Annotated in this window: 22 protein-coding genes and 1 pseudogene; 12 read left to right on the top strand and 11 right to left on the bottom strand. The window is 70.7% G+C overall.

Features of this window, described 5'->3' with window-relative positions; genetic code table 11:
• Positions 1 to 56 precede the first annotated feature (56 nt).
• Complete coding sequence (locus tag ACIBNA_RS01195; protein ID WP_399163198.1) at positions 57 to 563, bottom strand: hypothetical protein; 507 nt, start codon at positions 561 to 563, stop codon at positions 57 to 59.
• Between the two features lie 96 nt (positions 564 to 659).
• Positions 660 to 2,252, bottom strand: coding sequence for a family 20 glycosylhydrolase (locus tag ACIBNA_RS01190; protein WP_399163483.1), 1,593 nt, complete (start codon positions 2,250 to 2,252; stop codon positions 660 to 662).
• 301 nt (positions 2,253 to 2,553) lie between these two features.
• Here ACIBNA_RS01190 and ACIBNA_RS01185 point away from each other — a divergent pair, with 301 nt between their 5' ends.
• The 9 genes and pseudogenes from ACIBNA_RS01185 to ACIBNA_RS01145 all read left to right on the top strand — a co-directional run bounded on the left by ACIBNA_RS01185 (position 2,554) and on the right by ACIBNA_RS01145 (position 9,435).
• Positions 2,554 to 3,012 carry a 2-oxo-4-hydroxy-4-carboxy-5-ureidoimidazoline decarboxylase gene (locus ACIBNA_RS01185; RefSeq protein ID WP_399163197.1) on the top strand — a complete coding sequence of 153 codons (459 nt, stop codon included), beginning with the start codon at positions 2,554 to 2,556 and terminating at the stop codon, positions 3,010 to 3,012.
• A 256-nt stretch (positions 3,013 to 3,268) separates the two neighbouring features.
• Positions 3,269 to 3,649 carry a succinate dehydrogenase, cytochrome b556 subunit gene (gene sdhC, locus ACIBNA_RS01180; protein WP_031107855.1) on the top strand — a complete coding sequence of 127 codons (381 nt, stop codon included), beginning with the start codon at positions 3,269 to 3,271 and terminating at the stop codon, positions 3,647 to 3,649.
• A gap of 5 nt (positions 3,650 to 3,654) precedes the next feature.
• Positions 3,655 to 4,137 (top strand): succinate dehydrogenase hydrophobic membrane anchor subunit, encoded by a 483-nt coding sequence (locus tag ACIBNA_RS01175; protein ID WP_328342715.1) that lies wholly within the window; start codon positions 3,655 to 3,657, stop codon positions 4,135 to 4,137.
• A 19-nt stretch (positions 4,138 to 4,156) separates the two neighbouring features.
• Positions 4,157 to 5,911: a succinate dehydrogenase flavoprotein subunit gene (sdhA, locus tag ACIBNA_RS01170; protein ID WP_399163196.1), complete on the top strand. Its 1,755-nt coding sequence runs from the start codon at positions 4,157 to 4,159 to the stop codon at positions 5,909 to 5,911.
• Entirely contained in the window at positions 5,911 to 6,690 is a 780-nt protein-coding gene (locus tag ACIBNA_RS01165) for a succinate dehydrogenase iron-sulfur subunit (RefSeq protein ID WP_399163195.1), read from the top strand. The genes sdhA and ACIBNA_RS01165 overlap by 1 nt, the downstream gene beginning before the upstream one ends.
• A 153-nt stretch (positions 6,691 to 6,843) precedes the next feature.
• Positions 6,844 to 7,464: a Uma2 family endonuclease gene (locus ACIBNA_RS01160; RefSeq protein ID WP_399163194.1), complete on the top strand. Its 621-nt coding sequence runs from the start codon at positions 6,844 to 6,846 to the stop codon at positions 7,462 to 7,464.
• Between the two features lie 86 nt (positions 7,465 to 7,550).
• The gene (locus ACIBNA_RS01155) at positions 7,551 to 8,321 is read left to right on the top strand and encodes a hypothetical protein (protein ID WP_399163193.1); all 771 of its coding nucleotides are present in this window, start codon (positions 7,551 to 7,553) and stop codon (positions 8,319 to 8,321) included.
• Between the two features lie 46 nt (positions 8,322 to 8,367).
• Positions 8,368 to 8,671, top strand: a pseudogene (locus ACIBNA_RS01150) (hypothetical protein); the annotation flags it as partial.
• A 17-nt stretch (positions 8,672 to 8,688) separates the two neighbouring features.
• Positions 8,689 to 9,435: a TetR/AcrR family transcriptional regulator gene (locus ACIBNA_RS01145; protein WP_399163192.1), complete on the top strand. Its 747-nt coding sequence runs from the start codon at positions 8,689 to 8,691 to the stop codon at positions 9,433 to 9,435.
• A gap of 22 nt (positions 9,436 to 9,457) precedes the next feature.
• Here ACIBNA_RS01145 and ACIBNA_RS01140 read toward each other — a convergent pair whose 3' ends face one another.
• The 3 genes from ACIBNA_RS01140 to ACIBNA_RS01130 form a co-directional block, all read right to left on the bottom strand.
• The gene (locus tag ACIBNA_RS01140) at positions 9,458 to 10,999 is read right to left on the bottom strand and encodes an ABC transporter substrate-binding protein (RefSeq protein WP_399163191.1); all 1,542 of its coding nucleotides are present in this window, start codon (positions 10,997 to 10,999) and stop codon (positions 9,458 to 9,460) included.
• Between the two features lie 181 nt (positions 11,000 to 11,180).
• Entirely contained in the window at positions 11,181 to 12,836 is a 1,656-nt protein-coding gene (locus ACIBNA_RS01135; RefSeq protein ID WP_399163190.1) for a metallophosphoesterase, read from the bottom strand.
• Positions 12,837 to 12,859: 23 nt separating this feature from the next.
• The gene (locus ACIBNA_RS01130; RefSeq protein WP_010047056.1) at positions 12,860 to 13,099 is read right to left on the bottom strand and encodes an SCO4848 family membrane protein; all 240 of its coding nucleotides are present in this window, start codon (positions 13,097 to 13,099) and stop codon (positions 12,860 to 12,862) included.
• Between the two features lie 91 nt (positions 13,100 to 13,190).
• Between ACIBNA_RS01130 and ACIBNA_RS01125 the strand changes: the two genes are divergently transcribed.
• Entirely contained in the window at positions 13,191 to 14,498 is a 1,308-nt protein-coding gene (locus tag ACIBNA_RS01125) for a D-alanyl-D-alanine carboxypeptidase family protein (RefSeq protein WP_399163189.1), read from the top strand.
• On the opposite strand, the gene ACIBNA_RS01120 is transcribed toward ACIBNA_RS01125, so the two are convergent.
• The 4 genes from ACIBNA_RS01120 to ACIBNA_RS01105 are packed head-to-tail and all read right to left on the bottom strand — an operon-like array spanning position 14,446 to position 17,258.
• A complete protein-coding gene (locus ACIBNA_RS01120) occupies positions 14,446 to 15,363 on the bottom strand; it encodes a YihY/virulence factor BrkB family protein (protein ID WP_399163188.1) in 918 nt (305 codons plus the stop codon). The two genes, ACIBNA_RS01125 and ACIBNA_RS01120, sit on opposite strands and share 53 nt — an antisense overlap.
• A complete protein-coding gene (locus tag ACIBNA_RS01115) occupies positions 15,351 to 15,803 on the bottom strand; it encodes a GtrA family protein (protein ID WP_399163187.1) in 453 nt (150 codons plus the stop codon). The genes ACIBNA_RS01120 and ACIBNA_RS01115 overlap by 13 nt, the downstream gene beginning before the upstream one ends.
• The gene (locus ACIBNA_RS01110) at positions 15,800 to 16,744 is read right to left on the bottom strand and encodes a decaprenyl-phosphate phosphoribosyltransferase (RefSeq protein WP_399163186.1); all 945 of its coding nucleotides are present in this window, start codon (positions 16,742 to 16,744) and stop codon (positions 15,800 to 15,802) included. The genes ACIBNA_RS01115 and ACIBNA_RS01110 overlap by 4 nt, the downstream gene beginning before the upstream one ends.
• On the bottom strand, positions 16,737 to 17,258 hold the full coding sequence (locus tag ACIBNA_RS01105) for a phosphatase PAP2 family protein (RefSeq protein WP_399163185.1): 522 nt from the start codon (positions 17,256 to 17,258) through the stop codon (positions 16,737 to 16,739). Before ACIBNA_RS01105 ends, ACIBNA_RS01110 begins: the two co-directional genes overlap by 8 nt.
• Before the next feature lie 133 nt (positions 17,259 to 17,391).
• On the opposite strand from ACIBNA_RS01105, the gene ACIBNA_RS01100 reads away from it, so the two are divergent.
• Together ACIBNA_RS01100 and ACIBNA_RS01095 are read left to right on the top strand one after the other, a co-directional pair.
• Positions 17,392 to 18,774, top strand: a complete 1,383-nt coding sequence (locus ACIBNA_RS01100; RefSeq protein WP_399163184.1) for an FAD-binding protein — start codon at positions 17,392 to 17,394, stop codon at positions 18,772 to 18,774.
• 34 nt (positions 18,775 to 18,808) lie between these two features.
• Positions 18,809 to 19,564, top strand: coding sequence for a decaprenylphospho-beta-D-erythro-pentofuranosid-2-ulose 2-reductase (locus ACIBNA_RS01095; protein ID WP_399163183.1), 756 nt, complete (start codon positions 18,809 to 18,811; stop codon positions 19,562 to 19,564).
• Between the two features lie 26 nt (positions 19,565 to 19,590).
• Here ACIBNA_RS01095 and ACIBNA_RS01090 read toward each other — a convergent pair whose 3' ends face one another.
• Both ACIBNA_RS01090 and trpS read right to left on the bottom strand, forming a co-directional pair.
• On the bottom strand, positions 19,591 to 20,169 hold the full coding sequence (locus tag ACIBNA_RS01090) for a 2'-5' RNA ligase family protein (RefSeq protein ID WP_399163182.1): 579 nt from the start codon (positions 20,167 to 20,169) through the stop codon (positions 19,591 to 19,593).
• A gap of 186 nt (positions 20,170 to 20,355) precedes the next feature.
• Positions 20,356 to 21,369: a tryptophan--tRNA ligase gene (gene trpS / locus ACIBNA_RS01085; protein ID WP_399163181.1), complete on the bottom strand. Its 1,014-nt coding sequence runs from the start codon at positions 21,367 to 21,369 to the stop codon at positions 20,356 to 20,358.
• Between the last annotated feature and the right edge of the window lie 86 nt (positions 21,370 to 21,455).

Below are 21,455 nucleotides of genomic sequence, written 5' to 3'. Positions count from 1 at the left end.
CCTCACCCCTCACGGAACCCGCACTTCCCCTTACTGCGTGCAACGGGCCCGGAACGTCACAGGGACACCACGCCCAGCCGGTCGAGGAAGCGGAAGAAGAGGTTTTCGGCCAGGGGATCGGGGTCCGAAGTGAGTACGTCCACCAGCGCGTCGGCGTTCACTTCGTGCCCGGCCTCGGCGGCCCAGCGGACGGCACGCTCGGCGGCGTCGCGAGGTTCGAGGAAGTAGTCCTCCAGCGTGAGGCCCTCCCGGCCGGCCCCCAGGTACCCGGCCGTGGCGGCCCGGGCGAGGCAGGTCGTCCACGTCCCGCTCTCCGGTGCCGCGGCCTCCAGCACCACGCACTCGCTGTTCATGACGTACCCGAAGAGCGCGGGCGCCCCGGTCTCCCGGGCGAGGGCGTTCATGTTCCCGACGTCGCCGTCGCTGCTCGGGTACTCCCAGACCTGCCACCCGCCCGGCGCCGAGGTGCGCCGCACCATCGCCTCCGTCGTCCCCGCCAGCGCGTCCAGCTCCGCCAGCGGCCGCTCCCCACGGCCCACGACGAAGTACCCCCAGTACCCCATGCTCCGGTTCCCCCCGGCATATTCGTTTCGGCTCGTCCCCGAAGACCACCACACCCGTACGGCGGTTCGCAGCCGTACGGGCCAATTCGTGCGTGGTCAGCCGAGCCTGTCCGCAAGCGCCCGGAACTCCGCCCAGGACAGCTCGGGCCTGTCGGGATCCCACAGCTTCTGGACGGTCGCCCGCAGCGGCATCCGGATCCCGGCCGCCACCTGGTCTTGCGTCTGCGAGTTCGCGAGGTCGCACCAGACGGCGAAGGACCCGCCGAGGATCTGCCCGTCGTAGCGCTCCGGCACGGCCGTGGTGCCGCGCAGCACCCGCGGCGTCCACTGTTCGTAGATCCGCTGCCCCGTCGGATAGACGAAGGTCTGCGGCTGGCCGAGCACGTAGTACAGGAACTCGTCGTTGTAGTTGATCACCTTGCGGCCCTCGGCCAGGTACTCCGCCGGCTGCCGGGCGCCGATCTCCTTGCCCGTCCAGTAGGCGACCTGGATGTCCTCGGCGGCCTTGACGGAGGTGCCGCGGAAGAAGCCGTCGTTCCACGCGCGCGGGGTGCGCTGGTGGGCGCGGACGGTGTCGGCCCGGTCGTTGAGCCAGCCGGTGGTCAGGTCGGCGACCGTCGCGCCGGAGCCGTACTTCTCCCGCGCGGCTGCGGCCAGCTGCGGGAACGACGCCTCCGGGTCGGAGCGCACCAGTGCCTGGTACTCGTCGCCGCCGAGGTGCCACGGCCGGCCCGGGAACAGGTCCGCGTACTCGTTCAGCAGATCGTCGACGATGTCGGCGCTCTCGCTCTTGGAGATGTCGATGGCCCCTTGCACCGCCGAGCCCTGCGCGGTGCGCAGCTGGAGGTCGGGGTGGGCGTCGATGACCGCGCCGAGGTGCCCGGGCGAGTCGATCTCGGGCACGACCGTGATGTGCCGGCTCTCGGCGAGGTCGACGATCTTCCGGACCTGCGCCTTGGTCAGATGCTGCCGGGACACGATCTCGGGGTGCGATGTGGACTCGATCCGGAAGCCCTGGTCGTCGGAGAAGTGCAGGCCGAGCTGGTTGAACTTCAGATCGCCCAGCTCCCGGATCCGGTCCTCGATCCAGTCGGCCGTGAAGTTCTTGCGCGCGATGTCCAGCATGAACCCGCGCTGTGCCTTGGCCGGCTCGTCCCGCACCACGCCCTCGGGCGCCGTGCCGCCGTCGTGCACCTCCTGCTTGAGGGTGCGGGTGCCGTGGAAGACGCCCGCGTCGGCGGGCCCGCTGATCTCCACCCGCCCGCCGCGCACATTCATGACGTACGACTCGGGGTTCGCGCCCTTGTCCTCGTTCAGCGTCAGCCGTAGGTCCCCGGCGCGCCGGTCGTCCTTCTCGCCCTCGTACGTCAGCCCCAGCTCGCCGGCGATCAGCCGGCCCTCGTCGGCCAGCGCCGGGTCGTCCACGACGACGCGGTTCCCGCTCGCGGGACGCCAGCCCGGGCCGCGCGCCGCGGTGTGCTCGCGCACGGCGGGGATGGTCTGCGGCGCCTTGGACAGGGCGTACGAGCGGCTCGGACTCGGGGCGTCCTCCGGCGAGGTGCCGTGCGGGGCGGCCGCGGTCCGGCCCTGGGAGGATCTGGCCTCCGGCCCGATGGCTCCGCCGTCGCCCGAGGCCGCCCAGAGCCCCAGACTCACCCCGGCCGCGACCACGACCAGGGCGATGGCCATGGCCACGACCAGCACCTGCCGCTGCTGCCGCTGCTTCACCTGCTTCGCCGAACCCCGGCGCCTGTGCTGACTCACACCCGCCAACCTAAGACCCGACCCCGTCCCGCGCGCGTCCACCACGCGTTCCGAATCTCTCTCTCCCGGGTGAAATTCGGGCATCCGTCGGACACGTCATGGTCGTACTCGATAGCGTGACGTCACATCTCTCACAACATTGCCCTGCCGACACACGTGACGCCCACGAGGACACACGCTGCCTGCGCACCGTCTCCCAGACCTCCCCGGCCGACTCGCCATACCGGTGGAGCACTTCAACGCAGCCTCCGCCGAGGCCCTGGAGCAGACGCTCCTGTCCTGCCTGCGCAGCCCCCGCTGGTCGCGGCGCGTCGCGGAACACCGCCCCTACCCGGACCTGAACTCCCTGCTGGCCGCGGCGGACGAGGCGGCCTACGACCTGACCTGGCCCGACCTGACCGAGGCCCTGGCAGCCGAGTCCCTGCCGCCCCTCCCGCCGGACACCTACTCCGCGGCCCACACGGCCCTCAGCGCAGCTCACGCCGCCTACGAGGCCCGCTTCGGACATGTGTTCGTCATTTGTCTGGAGGGCGTGCCGCAGGGTGAATGCCTCGACCACATCCTCGAGGGCATCCGGTCACGATTGACCAACGATCCAGAGGAAGAGCGGATGGTGGTGGCCGACGAACTGCGCCGCCTGGCGAGGGAGCGGTTGGTTGGCATCCTCAGGGGCGCGGGGCTGTAATCGATATGCGGCTACCGCCGCGTGGGCGCGACCAACCACAACGAACCCGCACCCGGCCGATAACAGGACACCCCACCCCAGAAGCCGCCGGAGCCTAGCCCGTACGCATGCCAGTTTGATCACACAGCCAGACCCCGGCTCAGTCCAGCGGCAGCGCATCGCTACGATGCTGGGGGCCGGTGGACCGTACCCGGCCGGGCCCGACCGACACACCAAGCCGGCGCGGCCCCAATCCCCGCTCCCGGAGGAAACTTCCGTGCCGGCTGGAACGCTGTACCGCGGCCGGGAAGGAATGTGGTCCTGGGTGGCTCACCGAGTCACCGGCGTCCTCATTTTCTTCTTCCTGTTCGTTCACGTGCTGGACACCGCACTCGTCCGTGTGTCGCCCGAGGCCTACGACACCGTCGTGGCCACGTACAAGACGCCGATCGTCGCGCTGCTGGAGTACGGCCTCGTCGCCGCCATCCTCTTCCACGCGCTCAACGGTCTGCGCGTCATCGCCGTCGACTTCTGGATCAAGGGCGCCCGCTACCAGAAGCAGATGCTCTGGACCGTCGTCGCCCTGTGGGTCGTGCTGATGCTCGGGGCGATCTACCCCGTCCTCGGCCACGCCGCTCGTGAACTGTTCGGGAGCTGACGCCAATGTCCACGACTGACAAGACCGCTGCGGGCGTCGGCCCCGTCGAGGGCGGCGCCGTCTACACCGTCGACAACCCGGCCCCCTTCATCGAGGCCCCGCGCAAGCGCACCAAGAAGACCCCGAAGACCACCCGGGGCAACTTCGAGCTGGCCGCCTGGCTGTTCATGCGCCTGTCGGGCGTGGTGCTGGTCGTGCTGGTCCTCGGCCACCTGCTGATCCAGCTCGTGCTGGACGGCGGTGTCTCCAAGATCGGCTTCGCCTTCGTGGCGGGCCGCTGGGCGAGCCCCTTCTGGCAGGTCTGGGACCTGCTGATGCTGTGGCTCGCGATGCTGCACGGCGCCAACGGCCTGCGCACGGTCATCAACGACTACGCGGAGCGCGCGAACACCCGGCTATGGCTCAAGGGCCTGCTCTACACCGCCACGGTGTTCACCATCCTGCTGGGCACGCTGGTGATCTTCACCTTCGACCCGAACATCCGCTAGGCACGGGGCTGCGAGAATCATGAAGATCCACAAGTACGACACCGTCATCGTCGGCGCCGGTGGCGCCGGTATGCGCGCCGCCATCGAGTCGACGAAGCGCAGCCGCACCGCCGTGCTCACCAAGCTCTACCCCACCCGCTCCCACACGGGCGCCGCGCAGGGCGGCATGGCCGCCGCGCTGGCCAACGTGGAGGAGGACAACTGGGAGTGGCACACCTTCGACACGGTCAAGGGCGGTGACTACCTGGTCGACCAGGACGCCGCCGAGATCCTGGCGAAGGAGGCCATCGACTCGGTCCTCGACCTGGAGAAGATGGGCCTGCCGTTCAACCGCACCCCGAACGGCACGATCGACCAGCGCCGCTTCGGCGGTCACAGCCGCAACCACGGCGAGGCCCCGGTCCGCCGCTCCTGCTACGCGGCCGACCGCACCGGCCACATGATCCTCCAGACGCTGTACCAGAACTGCGTCAAGGAGGGCGTGGAGTTCTTCAACGAGTTCTACGTCCTGGACCAGCTGATCACCGAGGTCGACGGCGTCAAGAGGTCGGCCGGTGTGGTGGCGTACGAGCTCGCCACCGGCGAGATCCACATCTTCCAGGCGAAGGCCGTGATCTACGCGTCCGGCGGCTGCGGCAAGTTCTTCAAGGTGACGTCGAACGCGCACACGCTGACGGGTGACGGCCAGGCGGCGGTCTACCGCCGGGGCATCCCGCTGGAGGACATGGAGTTCTTCCAGTTCCACCCGACCGGCATCTGGCGCATGGGCATCCTGCTGACGGAGGGCGCCCGTGGTGAGGGCGGCATCCTCCGCAACAAGGACGGCGAGCGCTTCATGGAGAAGTACGCGCCGGTCATGAAGGACCTCGCCTCGCGTGACGTCGTCTCGCGCTCCATCTACACGGAGATCCGCGAGGGCCGCGGCTGCGGCCCCGAGGGCGACCACGTCTACCTGGACCTCACCCACCTCCCGCCGGAGCAACTGGACGCCAAGCTGCCCGACATCACGGAGTTCGCCCGTACGTACCTCGGCATCGAGCCGTACACGGACCCGATCCCGATCCAGCCCACGGCCCACTACGCGATGGGCGGCATCCCGACGAACGTCGAGGGTGAGGTCCTGGCGGACAACACCACGGTCGTCCCGGGCCTGTACGCGGCCGGCGAGGTCGCCTGCGTGTCGGTGCACGGCGCGAACCGCCTCGGCACGAACTCGCTGCTGGACATCAACGTCTTCGGCAAGCGGGCCGGTATCGCCGCGGCCGAGTACTCCCAGACGGCGGACTTCGTCGAGCTGCCGGAGAACCCGGCCGAGTTCGTGCTCGAGCAGGTGGAGATGCTGCGCGACTCCACCGGCACCGAGCGCGTGACGACGCTGCGTCGTGAGCTCCAGGAGACCATGGACGCCAACGTCATGGTGTTCCGCACCGAGCAGACGATCAAGACGGCGGTCGAGAAGATCGCGGAGCTGCGCGAGCGCTACAAGAACGTGTCGATCCAGGACAAGGGCAAGCGGTTCAACACGGACCTGCTGGAGGCCATCGAGCTGGGCAACCTGCTCGACCTCGCCGAGGTCATGGCGGTCTCCGCACTCGCCCGCAAGGAGTCCCGCGGCGGTCACTACCGCGAGGACTACCCGAACCGCGACGACGTCAACTTCATGCGCCACACCATGGCGTACCGCGAGGTCGGCGCCGACGGCTCCGAAACCGTCCGTCTCGACTACAAGCCGGTCGTCCAGACCCGCTACCAGCCGATGGAGCGTAAGTACTGATGGCTACCCCTGTTCTGGACAAGGAAGACGCGGCCGGCAAGCCCGAGCCCGGTTTCGCCGACTCCCCCTACATCACGGTCACCTTCCGCATCCGCCGGTTCAACCCGGAGGTCGCGGCGGAGGCCAGCTGGGAAGACTTCCAGCTGGAGATCGACCCGAAGGAGCGCGTCCTCGACGCCCTCCACAAGATCAAGTGGGAACTCGACGGCACCCTCACGTTCCGCCGCTCCTGCGCCCACGGCATCTGCGGCTCGGACGCGATGCGGATCAACGGCAAGAACCGCCTTGCCTGCAAGACGCTGATCAAGGACATCAGCCCCGAGAAGCCGATCACGGTCGAGGCCATAAAGGGCCTTACGGTCCTGAAGGACCTGGTCGTGGACATGGAGCCGTTCTTCCAGGCGTACCGGGACGTCATGCCCTTCCTCATCACGAAGGACACGAACGAGCCCACGCGCGAGCGTCTGCAGACGGCCGAGGACCGCGAGCGCTTCGACGACACGACGAAGTGCATCCTCTGCGCGGCCTGCACCACGTCGTGCCCGGTCTTCTGGAACGACGGCCAGTACTTCGGCCCGGCGGCCATCGTCAACGCCCACCGCTTCATCTTCGACTCGCGTGACGAGGCGGGCGAGCAGCGCCTGGAGGTCCTCAACGACCGCGATGGCGTCTGGCGCTGCCGCACGACCTTCAACTGCACGGACGCCTGCCCGCGCGGCATCGAGGTCACGAAGGCGATCGCCGAGGTGAAGCGAGCGCTGATCACCCGCCGCTACTGAGGTCCGACCGCAGTACGTCGAGGGCCCTGTTTCCGCTGGAAACGGGGCCCTCGGGCATATGCCACACCAACGGGTGAACGCGGCCGCGAAGGACGCACAGACGTCGTCCGACCTACGATGACGGTCTCGACACCAGACCCCAGGAGGCACCTGATGTCCGCAGCTTCCGTCGAGCAGCCCTTCGACCACGAAGAGCCGGTCACCCTGACGACCATCGCCGACGAGATCATGGAGCGCCATCCGGGCTACCGCGTCGAGATCATCGGAGGCCATCTCCTCGTGACCCCGTCCCCGGATGCTCCCCACGCTCGGGCCCTGACCGGCCTCATGATCCCGTTCATCGCAGCCGGCCTGCACGGCGGCGAAACCGAGACACTCCAGAACGTCGGGCTCTGGCTCCCCACAGGCGCCGAGGACTACGCCATCCCCGACCTCGTGGTGGTGGACGCCGACATCGACGACCACTTCGTCGAGAACAACGCGTACGACCCGGCCTGCTTCCGTCTCGTCCTGGAGGTCACCTCCGGGAACTGGAAGGACGACCTCAAGACCAAGGTCGCCGCCTACGCCGAGGCCAAGGTGCCCGTCTACGTCATCGTCGACCGCAAGCACCAGCGCCTTCACGTCCTCACCGACCCCAGTGGGACCACTTACGAGAACCACCGTCCTCACGCCCCCGGCGAGATCGTCACCCTTCCCGACTCCATCGGCGCCAAGGTCACCTTGGACGTTGCAGAGATCCTGAAAGCGGGCCAAGCGAAAAAGGTCGGGTGACCCGATCCGGACAGAAACGGAACTTGCCCAGCCACTTGGGGCTCGGTGTCTGTCACGGGTGTGACTCCCGTGGCCAGACTTCCCGCATGGCATACCTCAGAAGGGCCGCCGCCGCGCTGCTGGCCACGGCCGCGCTGCTCACGGCATCCCCCACAGCCTCGGCGACACCCTCCCCGGTCCTCGCGCGGGAGAGCTTCGACCGCCTCCCCCTCGGCCCGGTCACCGAAGGCCGCGACTGGACCTCGGACACCTCCGACGGGACGCTCACCGTCACCCCCGCCTCCATCGGCCACGGCCGTGAACTGCGCATCCACACCGAGGGCAACGGCCGCGCCTTCCTGGTGTTCCCGCACCTCGCCCCGCCCGGCAACAGCTTCTGGGCCCGGATGCGGCTGTGGGTGGACGCGTTCCCGACCGCCCCCGACTGGGCGCACTGGACCCTGGCGGAGGCCTCCGGCCCGGACTCCCCGACCCTGGTCCGTCCGCTCGGCGGCCAGTACGTGCCCACGGAGAAGCGCAACTTCTACGGCGTCGGCTCCGACCTCGGACCGACCGGGGACTGGACCGCGTGGAAGACCTCCGCGCCGGCGACGGCCGGCCGGTGGCAGTGCGTCGAGTTCCACCTGGACGCCACCGACAACCGCGTCACGGTCTACTTCGACGGCGTGCCCCAGCCCGACCTGACCGTCTCCACCGACCGGCACGGCGGTACGGCGGACCCGTTCGCCTTCCCGACGTTCGACAAGCTGAAGCTGGGCTGGCAGTTGTACCAGTCCGACCCGAGCCCCTCCTCGTACGACGTCCGGATGGACGACATCGCGCTGAGCACGCGGAGGATCGGGGGGTGCGCGCTCTGAGGGGCCGGGGTGTTCGGCCTTGCGGTCAGGCATTGGTGCAGATCTGTCCGCCTCATCTTCTGTCACCCTGTGGGCGCTGCGCGAGCACCGGCCGCTCGCTCTCCGGCTGAGCGCCCCGTCCGGCGCCCGGCTCGCCAAGGGCGCGGTGCCGGCCGCCGCCAAGTGGCGCGGGGCGCAGTGGAACCGGGGGCAGCGGGGCGGGGCACAGTGGGGCGGCCGGGTGTACCGGCGGGCGGCCGGGTGTACCGGCGGGCGACGGGTGGGCGTACGACCCGGACCTCGGCTGGTCCTACACCGCGCCGGGCTGCGCCGACGGCACCTGCGCCCCGCGCCGGGTGCCGGAGCGCTGACGTTAGGCTCTCTTTCCGTGCCCGCGAAGAACGACGGCCCCGACGACGGCGCCACCCCGACCAAGTCCGAGCAGACCCGCGCCCTGATCCTGGAGACGGCCATGCGGCTGTTCCAGGAGCGCGGCTACGACAAGACGACGATGCGGGCCATCGCCAAGGAGGCCGGGGTCTCCGTCGGGAACGCGTACTACTACTTCGAGGGCAAGGAGCACCTGATCCAGGGCTTCTACGACCGGATCGCCGCCGAGCACCAGGTGGCGGTCCGGGAGATCCTGGACCGGGAGACCGATCTGGAGGCCCGGCTCGCGGGCGTGCTGCGGGCGTGGCTGGACATCGCCGCGCCGTACCACGAGTTCGCGGTGCAGTTCTTCAAGAACGCCGCCGACCCGGACAGCCCGCTCAGCCCCTTCTCCCCGGAGTCGGAGCACGCGCGCGAGGAGGCCATCAGCATCCACCGGGAGGTGCTGGCCGGGGCGACGAAGAGCAAGGTGCCCGACGAACTGCGGGACATCCTGCCCGAGTTGATGTGGCTGTCCCAGATGGGGCTCGTCCTGTACTGGATCTTCGACCGGACGGAGGGACGGGAGCGCAGCTACCGGCTGGCCGAGCGCGGTGCCCGGATCACCGCGCGGGGCGTCGCCCTGGCCCGCTTCCGGGTGCTGCGGCCTCTCGTGCGCGAGGTGCACGAGCTGTTCACGGACTTCCTGCCGGGGATGACGCGGGCGATCCCGGATCCGGCGGCACCGCGTCGCACCGGCTCCTGAGCACGGCGCCCGAAGCACGGCGTCAGATTCCGGCGAGGCTCCAGAGGCGGAACACGCCCGTGCCGTCCGACAGGTACTGGCCGCCGCCGATGTCCTCGGTGGTGACGACGTACTCCTTCGCCTGCCACAGCGGCAGCACCGGCACGTCCCTGGCGACGGTCTGCTGCACCGAGCGGAAGTCCCGGTCGGCCTCGCCGCGGTCGGCGTAGCGCTGGCTGTCCTGGATGAGCCGGTCGACGGTCTTGCTGCTGTAGCCGGTGTTCATGGCGCTGCCGGTGCCGACGAGCGCGGCTCCGAAGGTGTCCGGGTCGGGGAAGTCGGCGACCCAGCCGACGGCGTACGCGTCGAGTTTGCCGCTCGCCCACCGCTTCTGGAAGTCGGTCCACTCGTAGCCCTGGAGGGTGACCTTGAACAGGCCGCTCGCCTCCAGCTCCCGCTTGATCTCGGCGGCCTCCTGCGCACCGGCGCCGCGGCCCTTGGCGTAGCCGTAGGTGAAGCGGACCGGCAAGGTCACGCCGGCCCGGGTGAGCAACTGCCGCGCCTTCTTCGGGTCCGGGCTGGGGTAGTCGTCGAAGAATGAGGCGGTGTGCCCGGTGATACCCGCCGGGATCAGCGAGTACAGCGGGTCGACGGTGCCGTCGTAGACGGTGGCGGCCAGCCGCTCGCGGTCGATCAGCCAGGCCATGGCCTGCCGGACCTTCGGGTCGTGCAGGGGCTTGCCCGCGCGGGTGTTGAAGTACAGGTTCCGGGTCTCGGAGCCGTCCGCCTCGAAGACCCGCTGCGTGGGGTCGCTCGGGTTCAGGTCGGCGAGGACGTCGGGCGGCAGCTGGCGGGTCGCGACCTCGACCTGCTTGTGCTTCCAGGCGGTGTCCAGGGCGTCGGGGGTGTCGTAGTAGCGCAGTTCGACGGGCCGGTCCGCGCCGCCCTTGACGGCGCCCTGGTAGCGGCTGTTGGGCGCGAGGACCGCCTTGTCGTCCTTCGTGTAGGAGGTGAGGGTGTACGGGCCGGTGCCGTCGACACCGTCGCCGGTGCGCAGCTTGGCGGCCGGGTACGCGGTGTGGTCGACGATCGAGCCCGCGCCGGTGGCCACCTTGAACGGGAACGTGGCGTCGGGCGAGGACAGGTGGAAGGTGACGGTCGGCCCGTTTGCGTCCACGGAACGGAGGGTGTCGAGCAGGGGCGCCGGGCCGACCGGGGACTTGATCTTCATGATCCGGTCGAAGGAGTACTTCACGTCCTCACCGGTCATCTTCCGGCCGCTCGGGAAGGTGAGGCCGGAGCGCAGTTCGCAGCGGTACGTGGTCAGATCGCCGCCGGCGAACGCGCAGCTCCTGGCCGCGTCCGGTACGGGTGTGGTGCCGCCCGGGGCGAAGGTGAGCAGCGACTGGAAGACGTTGCTGAACAGCGCCCAGGAACCGGCGTCGTAGGCGCCGGCCGGGTCGAGGGACGTGACGGCGTCCGTCGTGCCGACGGTGATGGTCCTGCCGTCCTTCTTCGACGGCACGAGCTGCCAGGCTCCCACCCCCACGACTGCCAGGACGAGCAGTCCCGCGAGTATCCGCATGCGAACCGATCGCATCGGCCTTGCCCTCCCGAGGCCCTTGGGCCCTTGTGCCAGTGCCACACCCTTTTGCGGCGGCCTCACCCAATCACAGGTGTTTGACCTGGCGGAAGGGAGATCTGCCGAGTTGGGAAAGAACTTACCGATGGTCGTTTCGGTCTGGTTTCACAGCGCTCACACAGGGTCAGGCCTGCTTCGACGCCAGCTCGATCAGCGTGATGTCCGACGGTGCCCCCACCCGGGTGGGCGGGCCCCAGGCGCCCGCGCCGCGTGAGACGTAGAGCTGGGTGTCGCCGTAGCGCTCCAGGCCCGCGACGGTCGGGTTGGCGGCGGCGGCAAGGAGGTTGCCGGGCCAGAGCTGGCCGCCGTGGGTGTGGCCGGAGAGCTGGAGGTCCACGCCGTACTCGACGGCGTCGTGGATCTGCACGGGCTGGTGGGCGAGGAGCACGCAGGCGCGTGCGGTGTCGCGGTCGCCGAGGGCCCGGGCGTAGTCGGGGCCCTGGCCCTCGTCCTCGCCGGTGACGTCGTTGACTCCGGCCAGGTCGAAGTGCGGCAGCTGTCTGCGGGCGTTCTCCAGGGGGTCGAGGCCGAGGCGCCGGACCTCCTCGACCCACTGCTCGGCGCCGGAGAAGTACTCGTGGTTCCCGGTGACGAAGTAGGACCCGTGACGGGCCCTCAGCTGGGCCAGCGGGGCCGCCGCGGGGCCCAGGTCCTTCACACTGCCGTCGACCAGGTCGCCGACGACCGCGATCAGGTCGGGCTGGGTCGCGTTGATCGTGTCGACGACCTTCTGCGCGAAGCTGCGGCCCAGGACCGGGCCGAGGTGCACGTCACTGACCACGGCGATCCGGTACCCGTGCGCCGCGCGCGGCAGCTTGGCCAGCGGCACGGTGACCCGCTTCACCTTGGGCCCACGCAGCACGCCGTACGTCCCGTACCCGACGGTCCCGACAGCGGCGGCCGCGGCGGCCCCGGCGACGATGCGGGAGACGAAGAGGCGGCGGGAGGGCCCGGAGGGGGCGGGGGCGGTGAGCGGCTGGGGCGAGCCCTCGGGGGTGTTGTCGGTCTGCGGGTGGGGAGCGCCCGCAGAGGAGGCAGCCGCGAGGGAAGCGGGCGCGACTACGCCACCGTCCGTCGGCGGCCCGGCCACCGCTACCACCCCGGACGCACCCGCGCCGCCCTCCCCCGGCGGCCCGACGCTCACCGCGCCGCCGGCCACTCCATCACCCCGGCCCACCTGCGAGGCCGCTGCCGCCGCGGCAGCCGGCGTACCGGCAGGCACGCCCGCGTCGCCATCCTCCCGCGGGCCGGCGGTCGACGCGGGAGCAGACGCTGCTCCGCCCGGGCACACCTGCGCCGCGGCCGCCGTCGCGGCACCCGGCGCACCCGCGCCGCCGTCCCCCTGCGGGCCGACCACCGCCGTGACGGCGGAAGCGTCCCCGGGCGCACCCGCGATGCCGTTCTCCTCCGGGTCGGCTGTCATGTCGGGATGCGGGCCCGGCTCCGTCGTCGATCTCGCCCGCCGTTCCAGGAACCGCCGCAGCACAGGCCGTACGACCTCGCCCGCCAGCACCGCCAGCAGCAGGTATATCGACAGGGCCAGCCACAGGAAGCCCGGCCAGGCGAGGACCTGCTGGAGCCAGAAGGGGGCGCCCGAGCGTTCGGCGACCAGGGCCGTGATCGCGAGGGTCCAGCCGCCGGCGATCAGGACCGCGCCCGCGCGGCGGGTCAGGCCCGGGCCGCGGGTCGTGTCGCGGAACAGGCGGCGCCACACGTACCAGTTGGCCGTCACGATGACGGTCAGGACGAGGGTTGCGACGAGCACGAAGACGATGGCCACGGTGTCGTGTCTCCCGATTTCCGTTATGACGTCCGGCGCAGTGCGCGCAGACCACGCAACCCGATGGCCCCGATGGCCGTCCCCAATACGAAGGAAACGACGGCGAGCAGCAAGTGCACCCAGAAGTACGCCGTGGGATGACCGTCGTCGAAGGCGAGCCCGCTGCTGTCCTTGACAAGGTTCTTGACGAAAGTGATCCAGATGACCCAGCTCCACACCCCGAAGGCGAGCAGGAACCAGGAGACGGGGCGGCTGAGCTTCATCAGACCAGTATCGCCGGAGCCTGTCCGGTTCCGTTCCCGGGGTGGGGGCACCGGCGGGACTTCCCCCCGTACGGCATGTACGTTTCCGATCGTGCCCGTTCCGAAGAAGACCGCCAGGCGATCCCTGCTGGTCACCTCCGCCGTCCTGTCGTCCCTCGCCCTGGCCGCACCGGCGGCCGTCGCGGCCCCGAGCCCCTCGGGCAGCCCGTCGGCGAGCCCCTCGGCCACTCCCCCGGCGTCGATGTCGACCGTGGGCGGCGCCCGGCTCGGGCAGCCGGGGACGCAGGTGAACCTCGCGAGCGGCGTGCCGGTGCTGCCGAAGGACGTGAGCGCCCGCTCCTGGATCGTCGCCGACGCCGAGTCCGGTGACGTGCTGGCCGCGCACAACGCGCACTGGCGACTGGCCCCGGCGAGCACGCTGAAGATGCTGTTCGCGGACACCCTGCTGCCGAAGTTCCCGGGGACGGCCAAGCACAAGGTCGCTCCCTCCGACCTGGCGGGCATCGGCTCGGGCTCCAGCATGGTGGGGATAAAGGAGGACGAGACCTACACGGTCCACGATCTGTGGCTCGGCGTCTTCCTGCGCTCCGGCAACGACGCCGTGCACGTACTGTCCGCGATGAACAAGGGCGTCGAGAACACCGTCAGGGAGATGAACGAGCACGCCGAGGAGCTTCAGGCCCTCGACACCTACGTCGTCAGCCCGGACGGCTACGACGCCGAGGAGCAGGTCTCCTCCGCGTACGACCTGACGCTGATCGCCCGCTCCGGGATGCAGAAGAAGGACTTCCGCGAGTACGCCTCGACGGTCAGCGCGAAGTTCCCTGGTGAGACGAAGAAGGACAAGAAGGGCAAGACGGTCCGCAAGTCCTTCGAGATCCAGAACACCAACCGGCTGCTGAGCGGCGACACGGGCCTGCCCGTCTACCAGGGCATCGCCGGCGTCAAGAACGGCAACACCACCAACGCGGGCGCCACCTTCACCGGTGTCGCCGAGCGGAACGGCAAGGTGCTGCTGGTCACGGTGATGAACCCGGAGAAGGACGAGCCCAACGAGGTCTACAAGGAGACCGCGCGGCTGTTCGACTGGGGCTTCAAGGCGGCCGGGAAGGTGCAGCCCGTGGGCGAGTTGGTGCCGCCGAAGGGCGCCGCGCAGGCCGGCGCCCAGCCCGGCGCGAACCCCTCCGGCGAGGCCGGTGGCTCCGGGAACGGCGCGGGCGCCACGGCCGGGACCGGTTCGAAGCCGGTGGCCAGTGCCCCGGCGGCAGGCGGCTCCAGCGGCATCGGGATCGCGCTCGGCATCACCGGCGGGGTGCTGGTGCTGCTCGCGGGCGGTGCGTTCCTGGTCAACCGCCGTTGGCCGCTGCCGGATCTGGTGCGCCGCCGGACTCGCCCGTGACGCCCGGGAGTTCCTCCTCCTTGCTCTGCGTCGCCGTCCAGGAGGCGCAGAACAGCACCAGCTTCGAGGTGAAGTTGATCCACAGCAGCAGCGCGACGGGCACGCCGAACGCGCCGTACATGCTCTTCGCTGCCACGCCCTGGAGATAGCCGCTGAGCAGCAGCTTCAGCAGTTCGAAGCCGACGGCGCCGGTCAGCGCCGCCACGAACAGGCGGTGGCGCGTGGGCTCGACGCCGGGCAGCAGCGTCAGGACGTAGAGCAGCAGCAGGAAGTCGGCGAGTACGGCGATCAGGAACGCGGCGCTGTGCAGCAGGACACCGCTCCAGCCGCCCTCGTCGATGCCCAGCTGCCGGGTGGCCCAGCCGATCATCGCGGACGCGACGGCGGAGGCGGCGATGGTGACCAGGAGCGCGCCGCCGAGGCCGATCAGGACGCCCGTGTCCTTGGCGTAGCGCAGGACCGGGTTCTCCTCCTCGTCGGGCAGCTCCCACACCGCGCGCAGGCACTCGCGCATCGAACCGGCCCAGCTGATGCCGGTGAACAGCAGCAGGGCGCCCGCGATGAGGCCGATCGTGCCGGCGTTCTCCACCAGCCCGGCGATGTCCAGCTGGTCGGATATGCCGGGCACCTGCTCGGCGATCTTGTCCTGGAGCCTGTCCTGCTGCTCCGTGCTGAGCGTGGCGGCGGCGATGGTGGCGGACACCGTCAGCAGCGGGAACAGCGCCACGAAACTCGTGAAGGTCATCGCGGCGGCCAGCCGCGTCCACTTCACTCGGTCCAGCCGCTCGTACGACCGCCACGCGTGGGTGATCATCAGCCGTGTCGCCCACGGCCCGACGACCGGGAGCTTTTTCAGCCAGTCCATGATCCGACTCTGCCCTCCGCCCGGAAGACCCATGTACGGGTACCCCAGAACCGCAGAATCGTGGCCAGCGCCATGCCGATGACCGCGCCGGAGACGGTGTCCGCGCGCTGCGAGGTGAGCCCGAGGCCGTAGTGGCTGACGGCGAGGCAGAGCAGTTGGACGGCGGCACCGGCGAGGTTCACCGCGAAGAAGGCGGCGTACGGGCGCAGGCCCCGGATCCGGGTGGACCGGTAGGTGCCGAGGGCGTTGCCCGCGTAGGCGACCGAGCAGGCCGCCACGAAGGACAGGGCCTTGGCGGTGAGCGGGCCGAGTCCGGCGGGGCCGCGCAGGCAGGTGAACAGGGCCAGGTCGACGGCGTAGGCGAGGAGACCGACGGTGGCGAACCCCAGGAGCTCCCGGCGGCGGGGGGCCGTGGGGCTCGACCACGCGCGCGTGGTCACCAATTGGCCACCGCCAGGCCGTACATCGCCACCCACACCAGGCCGATGAGGGCGAGCGCCCTGTCGCGCAGGACGACGTCCTCGGGTTCGCCGGCCGTGCCGCGGTCGGCGAAGACGGCGTATCTGAGGACGGCGAGGATGAAGGCGACCATGGACAATTGCCGCCAGGGCAGCACGCTGGTGTGCGGGACGCCGCCCTCCTCCATGGCCCACAGGCAGTAGCCGAGGACGGCGACACCGGCCGCGAGCTGCCAGACGAAGCGGAGGTAGCCGGTGGTGTACTCGGTGAGCAACGCGCGCGTGGCGCCCGCTTTTCCGGCCATCTGCACGGCTTCGGAGTAGCGCTTGGCCGACACCATGAACAGCGCGCCGAACCCGGTCGTGATCAGGAACCAGCGTGACAGCGGGATGCCGAGGGCGAGCCCGCCGACCATCGCCCGCATCAGGAAGCCGGTCGTGACGACGGCGAGGTCGACGACGAGGACGTGCTTGAGGCTGACGCAGTAGGCCAGTTGCATGCCGAGGTAGGCGGTCAGCAGGGCGGCGACGGCCGGGGAGCAGAGCCAGGCCGCGGCGGCGGGCGCGAGCAGGCCGAGGCAGCCGCCGACGGCGTAGGCGACGGGCACGGGGACCTGCCCGGCGGCGACCGGGCGGTGGCGCTTGGTGGGGTGGGCGCGGTCGGCTTCGGCGTCGCGGGCGTCGTTGACGAGGTAGACGGCGGCGGCGCAGGCGGTGAAGAGGACGAAGACGAGGGCGAGTTGGCTCAGGGCGTGCCGGGAGAAGAGCTCGCCGGCGGCCGCCGGGGCGGCGATCACCAGGACGTTCTTCACCCACTGTTTGGGCCGCGCGGTCCGGACGAGACCGGCCAGGAGACTGCCCTTGCGGGGTGGCGCGGACCGCCCCTGGGGGGTGCGCTGCCGCAGGACGGCCGTCTCAGTCATGGTGGGCCTCTCCCCTCATCCAGCGGGCGCCGAGCCGGGCCGTGAGCGCGCCGAGGGCCGCGCCCGCCGCGACGTCCGAGGGGTAGTGGACGCCGGCCACCAGCCGCGAGACGCACACGGCGGCGGCGAGCGGTGGGACGGCGCGCGCTCCCAGGGCGCCGAAGGCGACGGCGGCGGCAGCGGCCGAGGTGGCGTGCGAGCTGGGGAAGGAGTGCCGGCCGGCGGTGCGCACCAGGGGCTCGACGTGCGCGGGGCGCGGTCGGCGCACGACCCGTTTCACCCCCATGCTGACGAGGTGCGCCCCCGCGGTGAGGGCCGTGCCGCGCAGCCAGGCGCCGCGCCGTCTGCCGTCCACGGCGGCTGAGGCGAGCCCCGCCGCCAGCCACAGCGCCGCGTGTTCCCCCGCCCAGGACAGGGCACGCGCGGCGCCGGCCACGCGCGGGTCGGTGCCGCACGCCCTGAGGGCCGAAACGATCCGGTGATCCATGTCGTGCAGGTCGTCGAGGTCGTCCATGTGGACTCACTGTTCACGCCCACCTGGCCTGAACTCCGGCAATATTGAGCGACATCCCATTAATCACCCGTTTCGGGGAGGGGCGTCATGTTCTCTAACTAATAGCTCACATTGGGGCGATACGGTCACAGACATGTCTGCCGACACCGATTCCGTCCCGGACGTCATGGGCCTGGACCACACCACCGTCACCGGCTGGGGCCGCACCGCTCCCACCGCCGCCCGGCTCATCCGCCCCCAGACCTACGAGGAGGCCGCGGCGGCCGTCCGCGACTGCGGGGCGCGCGGCGGGATCCCCCGGGGCCTGGGACGGGCGTACGGGGACGCGGCGCAGAACGCGGGCGGGTCCGTCCTCGACATGACGGGCCTGGACCGCGTCCACGCGATCGACGCCGACGGCGGCACCGTGCTGTGCGACGCGGGCGTCTCCCTGCACCGGCTGATGGAGGTGCTGCTGCCGCTCGGCTGGTTCGTGCCGGTCACCCCCGGCACGCGCTACGTCACCGTCGGCGGGGCGATCGGCGCCGACATCCACGGCAAGAACCACCACGTCTCGGGCTCCTTCTCGCGCCACGTGCTGGCCTTCGAACTGCTCACCGCAGACGGCGAGATCCGCACGGTGATCCCGGGCACACCCCTGTTCGACGCCACCGCGGGCGGCATGGGGCTGACCGGTGTGATCCTCACCGCGACGATCCGGCTCCAGCCGGTCGAGACCTCGCTGATGTCGGTCGACACCGAACGCGCGACGGACCTCGACGATTTGATGGCCCGGCTGGCGGCCACCGATCACCGCTACCGCTACTCGGTCGCCTGGATCGACCTGCTGGCCCGGGGCGCGTCCACCGGCCGCGCGGTCCTCACCCGGGGCGACCACGCGCCCCTGGACGCGGTGCCCGCACGCACGCGTGCCAACCCGCTCTCCTTCCGCACCTCCCGCTTCCCGTCCGCCCCCGCGGTCCTGCCCGAGGGCCTGCTCACCCGCACGACCGTGGGTCTCTTCAACGAGCTCTGGTACCACAAGGCCCCCCGCGCGCGTGTCGGCCAACTCCAGGGCATCTCCGCCTTCTTCCACCCCCTGGACGGCGTGCCCCACTGGAACCGCGTCTACGGCCGGGGCGGTTTCGTGCAGTACCAGTTCGTCGTCGGCTACGGCCAGGAGGACGCCCTGCGCCGCATCGTGCGCCGTATCTCCGAACGCCGCTGCCCGTCCTTCCTGGCCGTCCTCAAGCGCTTCGGGGAGCCCGACCCGGGCTGGCTGTCCTTCCCGGTGCCGGGCTGGACGCTGGCCCTGGACATCCCGGCGGGCCTGCCCGGCCTCGGCGCGTTCCTCGACGAACTCGACGAGGAGGTCGCCACCGCCGGCGGACGCGTCTACCTCGCCAAGGACGCCCGGCTGCGCCCGGAACTGCTCGCGGCCATGTACCCACGGCTGGACGACTTCCGGGCCCTGCGGGCGGAACTGGATCCGCACGGGGTCTTCACGTCCGATCTGTCCCGCCGCCTCAGCCTCTAGGCACAGGCACACCAGGCAACCTCTAGGAGCTGTCATGAAGGACGCCTTCGGTCTCCCCCAGTCCCTGCTCGTCCTCGGCGGTACGTCGGAGATCGCGCTGGCCACCGCCCGCCGGCTGATCGCCCGCCGCACCCGCACGGTCTGGCTGGCCGGCCGCCCGTCGCCCGCACTGGAGGAGGCCGCAGGGCAGTTGCGCGGACTCGGGGCCGACGTGCACACCGTCGCCTTCGACGCGCTCGACCCCACCTCCCACGAGGCCGTGCTCGGCAAGGTCTTCGCCGAGGGCGACATCGACATGGTGCTGCTCGCCTTCGGCCTCCTCGGCGACCAGGCCCGCGACGAGCGGGAGCCGGAGGCGGCGGTGCGGGTCGCGCAGACCAACTACACCGGCGCGGTCTCGGCCGGCCTGGTGTGCGCCCGCGCGCTCCAGTCCCAGGGGCACGGCTCACTGGTCGTCATGTCCTCCGTCGCGGGCGAGCGGGCCCGCCGCGCGAACTTCATCTACGGCTCCAGCAAGGCCGGCCTCGACGCCTTCGCGCAGGGCCTGGGCGACGCGCTGCACGGCACCGGCGTGCACGTCATGGTCGTACGCCCCGGCTTCGTCCGGACAAGGATGACCGCCGGACTGCCCGAGGCGCCCCTGGCGACCACGCCCGAGGCGGTGGCGACGGCCGTCGAGCTGGGGCTGCGGCGCCGCTCGGAGACGGTGTGGGTGCCGGGCGCGCTGCGCGTGGTGATGGCGGCGCTGCGGCACCTGCCGCGCGGGGTGTTCCGGCGGCTGCCGATCTGACCTGAGGGGGACCCCCTAGGAGCGGATCACCAGGTGGGGACCGAGCCGCGCTCCACATGCCCGGCCTGGGGCGGGACGACCGAGCCGCCGAAGGGGAACTCGCGGAGCTTGCGCCAGACACCGTCGGCGCCCTGTTCGTAGAGGGCGAAGCCGGTGCACGGCCACTCGGCCTCGTAGTCGGCGAGCTCCTCGAAGGCGCGGTCCATCGCCGCCTCCTCGATGCCGTGCGCCACCGTGACGTGCGGGTGGTACGGGAACTGCAGTTCGCGTACGACCGGCCCGGCGGGGTCGCGGACCTGCTCCTGGAGCCGGGCGCAGGCCTCCGCACCCGCGACGACCCGGACGAACACCACCGGCGACAGGGGCCGGAACGTGCCGGTGCCGGACAGCCGCATCGGGAACGGCCGGCCGGCCGCGGCGACCTCGGCCAGATGCGCCTCGACGGCCGGCAGGGCGGACTCGTCGATCTCCGTCGGCGGCAGCAGGGTGACGTGCGTGGGAATGCCGTGAGCCGCGGCGTCGCCGAAGCCCGCGCGCAGCTGCTGAAGCCGGCTGCCGTGAGGCTCCGGGACCGCGATCGAGACACCGATCGTTACGGTCCCCACGTCGTCTCCTGTCGTTTCAGTTGGTGAGACCCGTCCTGGCGGAGCGAGTCCTGCCGGATCGAGCGGGAGTGGCCGCTGATACGACCACCCGGTTATCGACTGTACGGCCACGACCCGGTTACAGGCAGGCGCAACCGAAGTGATGTACAGCGCTGTGCGGTGGTACGGGTGTGCGCGGGAGCGGGTTCAGTGCTTGGCGGGCAGGAAGCCGACCTTGTCGTACGCCTGGGCGAGGGTCTCCGCTGCGACGGCGCGGGCCTTCTCGGCACCCTTGGCCAGGATCGAGTCGAGCGTCTCCGGGTCGTCCAGGTACTGCTGGGTGCGCTCCCGGAACGGCGTCACGAACTCGACCATGATCTCGGAGAGGTCCGTCTTGAGCGCGCCGTAGCCCTTGCCCGCGTACTTCTCCTCCAGCTGAGCGATGCCCTCCCCGGTGAGGGTCGAGTAGACCGTGAGGAGGTTGCTGATGCCCGGCTTGTTCTCGACGTCGTAGCGGATCACCGTGTCCGTGTCGGTGACCGCGCTCTTGACCTTCTTCGCCGTGGCCTTCGGCTCGTCGAGGAGGTTGATGAGGCCCTTCGGCGTGGACGCCGACTTACTCATCTTGATCGACGGGTCCTGGAGGTCGTAGATCTTCGCCGTCTCCCTGAGGATGTACGGCTTCGGGACGGTGAAGGTCTGGCCGAAGCGGCCGTTGAAGCGCTCGGCGAGGTCGCGGGTGAGCTCGACGTGCTGGCGCTGGTCCTCGCCGACCGGGACCTCGTGCGCCTGGTAGAGCAGGATGTCCGCGACCTGGAGGATGGGGTACGTGAACAGGCCGACGGAGGCGCGCTCGGCGCCCTGCTTGGCGGCCTTGTCCTTGAACTGGGTCATCCGGCCGGCCTCGCCGAAACCGGTGAGGCAGTTCATGACCCACGCGAGCTGGGCGTGCTCGGGGACGTGGCTCTGGACGAAGAGCGTGCAGCGGTCCGGGTCGAGACCCGCGGCGAGCAGCTGGGCGGCGGCCAGGCGCGTGTTCGCCCGCAGGTCCTTCGGGTCCTGCGGGATGGTGATCGCGTGCAGGTCGACGACCATGTAGAACGCGTCGTGGGTCTCCTGGAGGGCCACCCACTGGCGGACGGCGCCGAGGTAGTTGCCGAGGTGGAACGAGCCGGCGGTGGGCTGGATTCCGGAGAGCACGCGAGGTCGGTCAGAGGCCATGTTGCTTATTGTCTCAGAGCGCCGTGGGTGGTTTCGGCGGCGGGGAACTGCGGACCCGTTGTAGCTGGTCACGCAGTTCCCCGCGC

It is taken from the genome of Streptomyces sp. NPDC050164 (assembly GCF_044459945.1).
Taxonomy (GTDB): Bacteria; Actinomycetota; Actinomycetes; order Streptomycetales; family Streptomycetaceae; genus Streptomyces; species Streptomyces coeruleorubidus_A.
The sequence above is the reverse complement of the archived record's forward strand: the minus strand, read 5'-3'. Positions and strand labels throughout refer to the sequence as shown.

Excerpts from the sequence above, each read along its gene's own strand:
- ACIBNA_RS01195 (WP_399163198.1), bottom strand. The coding sequence starts at position 563 with ATGGGGTACTGGGGGTACTTCGTCGTGGGCCGTGGGGAGCGGCCGCTG.
- ACIBNA_RS01190 (WP_399163483.1), bottom strand. The coding sequence starts at position 2,252 with ATGGCCATCGCCCTGGTCGTGGTCGCGGCCGGGGTGAGTCTGGGGCTC.
- ACIBNA_RS01175 (WP_328342715.1), top strand. The coding sequence starts at position 3,655 with ATGTCCACGACTGACAAGACCGCTGCGGGCGTCGGCCCCGTCGAGGGC.
- sdhA (WP_399163196.1), top strand. The coding sequence starts at position 4,157 with ATGAAGATCCACAAGTACGACACCGTCATCGTCGGCGCCGGTGGCGCC.
- ACIBNA_RS01165 (WP_399163195.1), top strand. The coding sequence starts at position 5,911 with ATGGCTACCCCTGTTCTGGACAAGGAAGACGCGGCCGGCAAGCCCGAG.
- ACIBNA_RS01160 (WP_399163194.1), top strand. The coding sequence starts at position 6,844 with ATGTCCGCAGCTTCCGTCGAGCAGCCCTTCGACCACGAAGAGCCGGTC.
- ACIBNA_RS01155 (WP_399163193.1), top strand. The coding sequence starts at position 7,551 with ATGGCATACCTCAGAAGGGCCGCCGCCGCGCTGCTGGCCACGGCCGCG.
- ACIBNA_RS01140 (WP_399163191.1), bottom strand. The coding sequence starts at position 10,999 with ATGCGGATACTCGCGGGACTGCTCGTCCTGGCAGTCGTGGGGGTGGGA.
- ACIBNA_RS01130 (WP_010047056.1), bottom strand. The coding sequence starts at position 13,099 with ATGAAGCTCAGCCGCCCCGTCTCCTGGTTCCTGCTCGCCTTCGGGGTG.
- ACIBNA_RS01120 (WP_399163188.1), bottom strand. The coding sequence starts at position 15,363 with ATGGACTGGCTGAAAAAGCTCCCGGTCGTCGGGCCGTGGGCGACACGG.
- ACIBNA_RS01110 (WP_399163186.1), bottom strand. The coding sequence starts at position 16,744 with ATGACTGAGACGGCCGTCCTGCGGCAGCGCACCCCCCAGGGGCGGTCC.
- ACIBNA_RS01105 (WP_399163185.1), bottom strand. The coding sequence starts at position 17,258 with ATGGACGACCTCGACGACCTGCACGACATGGATCACCGGATCGTTTCG.
- ACIBNA_RS01100 (WP_399163184.1), top strand. The coding sequence starts at position 17,392 with ATGTCTGCCGACACCGATTCCGTCCCGGACGTCATGGGCCTGGACCAC.
- ACIBNA_RS01095 (WP_399163183.1), top strand. The coding sequence starts at position 18,809 with ATGAAGGACGCCTTCGGTCTCCCCCAGTCCCTGCTCGTCCTCGGCGGT.
- trpS (WP_399163181.1), bottom strand. The coding sequence starts at position 21,369 with ATGGCCTCTGACCGACCTCGCGTGCTCTCCGGAATCCAGCCCACCGCC.